The organism is Bacillus sanguinis, assembly GCF_018332475.1.
Taxonomy (GTDB): domain Bacteria; phylum Bacillota; class Bacilli; order Bacillales; family Bacillaceae_G; genus Bacillus_A; species Bacillus_A sanguinis.
Window position 1 is genome coordinate 1 of sequence record NZ_BOQB01000456.1, and the last position, 4,102, is coordinate 4,102.

Annotated in this window: 3 protein-coding genes and 2 pseudogenes; all 5 read right to left on the reverse strand. The window is 32.3% G+C overall.

Translation table 11 applies throughout. The features are described from left to right. Positions 1-479 precede the first annotated feature (479 nt). Positions 480-1,112: a type 1 glutamine amidotransferase family protein gene (locus KI369_RS27615; protein ID WP_212958806.1), complete on the reverse strand. Its 633-nt coding sequence runs from the start codon at positions 1,110-1,112 to the stop codon at positions 480-482. Positions 1,113-1,186: 74 nt separating this feature from the next. After that, positions 1,187-2,148 (reverse strand): annotated as a pseudogene (locus KI369_RS27620) (helix-turn-helix transcriptional regulator). Between the two features lie 130 nt (positions 2,149-2,278). Beyond that, positions 2,279-3,085: a DegV family protein gene (locus tag KI369_RS27625; protein WP_000831945.1), complete on the reverse strand. Its 807-nt coding sequence runs from the start codon at positions 3,083-3,085 to the stop codon at positions 2,279-2,281. 199 nt (positions 3,086-3,284) lie between these two features. Beyond that, positions 3,285-3,791 carry a DUF3189 family protein gene (locus KI369_RS27630; protein ID WP_212958808.1) on the reverse strand — a complete coding sequence of 169 codons (507 nt, stop codon included), beginning with the start codon at positions 3,789-3,791 and terminating at the stop codon, positions 3,285-3,287. A gap of 199 nt (positions 3,792-3,990) precedes the next feature. Continuing rightward, a pseudogene (locus KI369_RS27635) lies at positions 3,991-4,102 on the reverse strand (GNAT family N-acetyltransferase); the annotation flags it as partial.

The window sequence follows — 4,102 nt, forward strand, 5'->3', positions numbered from 1 at the left end:
TTACCTAAATCATTAATTGTTCGAAAAATACCAATATTGAATTGAGAAAAAGACATTTTCAAATCCCTCCTTCTTCTTTCTCACTATAATAAAAAAGGAAAAGGAAAACATCGAACTTTCTTACAAACATTCGTGCATTCTTACAGTTTTGTCACTTTTCTCGTCATTTTGTAAATCTGTTCATCGGCTTGCATTTCGCTATTTTCTTTGGAAAACATGGTGAATTACGAGAAAGAACGCTACAAAGGGTACCGCCCCATGCCTATCAATTTAAGAAATTACATCCCCAAGATGAAAACCCCGTGTATTTTTGCCCGAAAACAACTTATTTTTTCGGTTTGGGGGTACTTCAAAACCTTAGCTTGATCGGTATGGGGTAGCATCAGGAAAATACCGATTTACAACGATAAGGGAATTCCAAATTAAAAAGCCCAACTTCTCTGCAAATCAAAATAGAGAAATTGAGCTTTTTAGTTATTTCATTTATTTATTGAATTCATTAACTGGAAGAAGTATTCAGGTTTATGAGTCTTATTTAGGTTATACCATGAATGTAATGCATCTAGTGTAAATACATCTATTTTTTTCAGTACCTCCATTGCAAATTCCAAAGGAGCTATTCCTGATGCAGTAACTAAATTCGCATCAGATACCGCAGGTCCCAACTCATAGAACTTTTCTCCTTTATAGTTAGGACATACCATTTTAGTATATTCTAAGTTATTACTTGTATGCTTTCTAGTATCCAAGTATCCCATATTCGCGAGGGCATCAGTTGCACCACAAATTGCAGCAACAATAGTGCCACGCTTTAAAGCTTGGTCAATTTTTTCCAAGATAGGTTGATGAATTTCTTCAACCCAAGTAGTCCCTCCTGGTAAAATTAAAAGATCTTTACTCTCAAGAATACATTCATCAAGGGAAATATCTGGTTTTATGCTCAGTCCTCCCATAGTAGTTATCATTTCTTTATTAGCTCCTACTGTAATTACTTTTAAAGGTGCTAAATCTTTTTTGAAATATCTTCCTGAGTTTAGTTCAGCAATTAAATATCCATATTCCCAGTCTGACATTGTATTAAATACATATAGAAAAGCTTTTTTTGTTTGCATCCAATAACACTCCAATCTCAATTTATGTAGCTATTATAATATAACTTCCCTGACAGTTAACGTCAGGGAAGTTATCATACTTGGTGAAATTTTATTAATTCAGATAGAACTTCAATAATTCTATTCTTAAGACTTATTGGCTCAATAACTTTGATAGATTTATTGTACGGTAAAAGTAAATAAGGTACATATTTATGTATCATATCTTTGTCCAGAAGAAAAACTGCTTGATTTGAAGTCCGTTCTTGTAAATAATGTCCTAAAAACCAATGTTGGCAAATATCAGCCAATACACTTTTATCCCCATTAATAACCAAAGAAATAATACTTTCCTTATCTTCTATAGTTGGAAGAAGACTTTTTATAAAAAAGTCACTTGCTGAAAAATTTTCTGGCTGGTTAAACTTATTTTCGGTTAGCATTAGACTTTCAATTCGATCTACTCTAAAACTACGGATATCATTCCTAAGATGACAAAATCCAATCACATATCACTTATTATTCCAATAGATAATTCTGTATGGATCGACCAATCTATAATTTAATTGCTTTTCTCCACTTTTATAGTAAAGAATTTTTACTGAGTACCCGTCAGCTACGGCCTGCTCCAACTCCTTCAAAAAAGTTTCTATAGAGAGTGAACTTAATCGACTTATTACTTCAAGACTAGTTAAATGTTGGTTTATCTTTGTTTCTTGCTCTTGATTTGAGTATTTACTTAGTTTTGAAATGGCCCTATTTAATGCTTCACCTCCATAATATCCGGCTTCTTCTGCAAAAACAGCAGCGTGATATAGTGAAGTTTGCTCCTCGAAATCAAAAAAAGAGGAGCCTCTATAAAATTGTTCAATAAAGTGTATCCACCGTTATGTCCTGGTTCTGAAATTATAGGTACGCCACTAGTTGAAATTGTATCAATATAACGATATACAGTCCTTATATTTATCTCTAACTTTTCTGAAATTTGCTTTGCAGTAATTTTTTTACCTGAATGAAGCATCCATAGAATTGCTAGCATATTGTCAATTTTAGGCATGTAATTCCACCTCAATTCGAGTGATCGGTTAGTCCTCGAAACGATAAAATGAATTCTTTTGCTTAATGTAGACGTGGTGTGTCCACATTTTCAAATAAAAAAACCCGCGAATTATTCACGGGTTTTCTTATTAATAACTAATTGCTATTGTACCTTCACCTGCATGTACCGCAAATGAAATTGGTAATGGATATAATTTGAAATCCATTTCAGGGAATGCTTGTCTAATATCTGCAATCCATTCTTCAGCTCCATCTTTATCGTTAGCATGGAACATGTGAAGTACTTTTGGTAATTCTTTTTCAAGTTCATTTTTAATGTATTCTCGACATTTTTGGATTTTACGAACTTTCTTTTCAAGTAAAAGTTCTCCACCTTTTACTTCTAATATTAAGTTGACACTTAATAAACTTCCAAGTAAAAATTGAACTCCCTTTACACGTCCACTTGCGTAAAGGCCTTTTAAACTTTTCGGGAATACGTGGAAAGGTCTTCTTTTTTCATCTACTAATGTTTTGTGTATATCTTGTAAAGTCATACCATCATTGTATAACGATTTCGCTTTTCTAATTAGTTCATCCATTGGATAACTTGTTGTTTCACTGTCTAATACCGTTAATGGGAAACCTGCCATTTCTGCAGCTAACTTCATGTTTTGATAGGTTCCACTTACTTTTCCGCTAATAGCAACTGCAAATCCCTCTTCATATTCTTCTTTGCATTTCGAAAATAATTCTACCATTTCCCCTATGTTAGGCTGTGATGTAGTGACAGTTTTACCTTCGTTTAAAGCATTATAAACGCGCTCACGCACACCTTCTTCACAATCTTTGTACGACACACCATCAATAATAACTTCAATTGGGATAACAAAGTTATCTCCTTCTGTTGTAAAACTCGCAGTTGTACTATCAGTAATCCAAGCAACACGCTTCATGTTGTTCCTCCCTTAATTCAATTCCTCTTTTCTAATTTTTCTATATATTTATGTTATGAAAAGAGAATATCCCTGTAATAGTAACAGGACTTTATTGTTTTGGCTATAGTAGATAGATGATAAATGTGAATATTTCTTGTCTTTTTCACAAATAAAAAAGAAAATCAAGAAATTTGCTCGATTTTCTTTTTATCTTACATTATTTAAAAGTTTCATTATCTAAAATCACAACATAATCATTTGTTAATCGCCCGGCTTCTTTCGTATAACTAACAAGTCTTTGTACGTTATCGCAGCTAAGTTTTGCACCCCATACAAGTAATGGTACACCGATAAAGTCAATATGAAATCTTCTAGAAAACAGACCGCCAAAAGTCATTGGTAAAGGCACTGTTGGTGATGTATTAGAAAAAATAATCTTTTCATGACTTTGATGATGTTTTTGCAGGATTTCTCCTAAATGTTTCATCGCAGGTACAACGACTTTTGATGCGCCACATCCAATCGTATAAACCGGATTACTATTTTCATCTATTCCATGAAAAATAATTTTTCCCATATCTTCGGTTTTCAATTTATTAAAGTAATCTACATTTAATATTTCTTCTTTTGTAAGTTTACGATCTGTTGGTAATTTATTTAAATGATAAGCTGCAGCGAGTGCAGTTGAATGTGTTCCACCGAAATCTGTGTAAATGAATATCATATTATCATCCCTTGTTATAAAAGTTCAATGTTATTTAGTATTACCGTTCACAACATCGATAAACAAGTAATGAATGTATCTACAGTTTTTTGTTAATTCGTTATATATTTTTTGAGTATATCTTGTCTATTTATTATGGCACATCATGCAACAGTCATATTTATTTAAAACAGATATATCCTTTAACCCTTATAAATTGTTAGTTAAAATTCTTTTCAAAACAAAAACAATCATGAACTCGTTTAAATTGTTTTCTTATTTCTTCTTTATTTTCACCTGTATAATGAGCAAATGTTTGAACTGGATATAAC

What these genes read in the sequence shown, in the direction of transcription:
- KI369_RS27615 (WP_212958806.1), bottom strand. Translation starts at nt 1,112, where the DNA reads ATGCAAACAAAAAAAGCTTTTCTATATGTATTTAATACAATGTCAGAC.
- KI369_RS27625 (WP_000831945.1), bottom strand. Translation starts at nt 3,085, where the DNA reads ATGAAGCGTGTTGCTTGGATTACTGATAGTACAACTGCGAGTTTTACA.
- KI369_RS27630 (WP_212958808.1), bottom strand. Translation starts at nt 3,791, where the DNA reads ATGATATTCATTTACACAGATTTCGGTGGAACACATTCAACTGCACTC.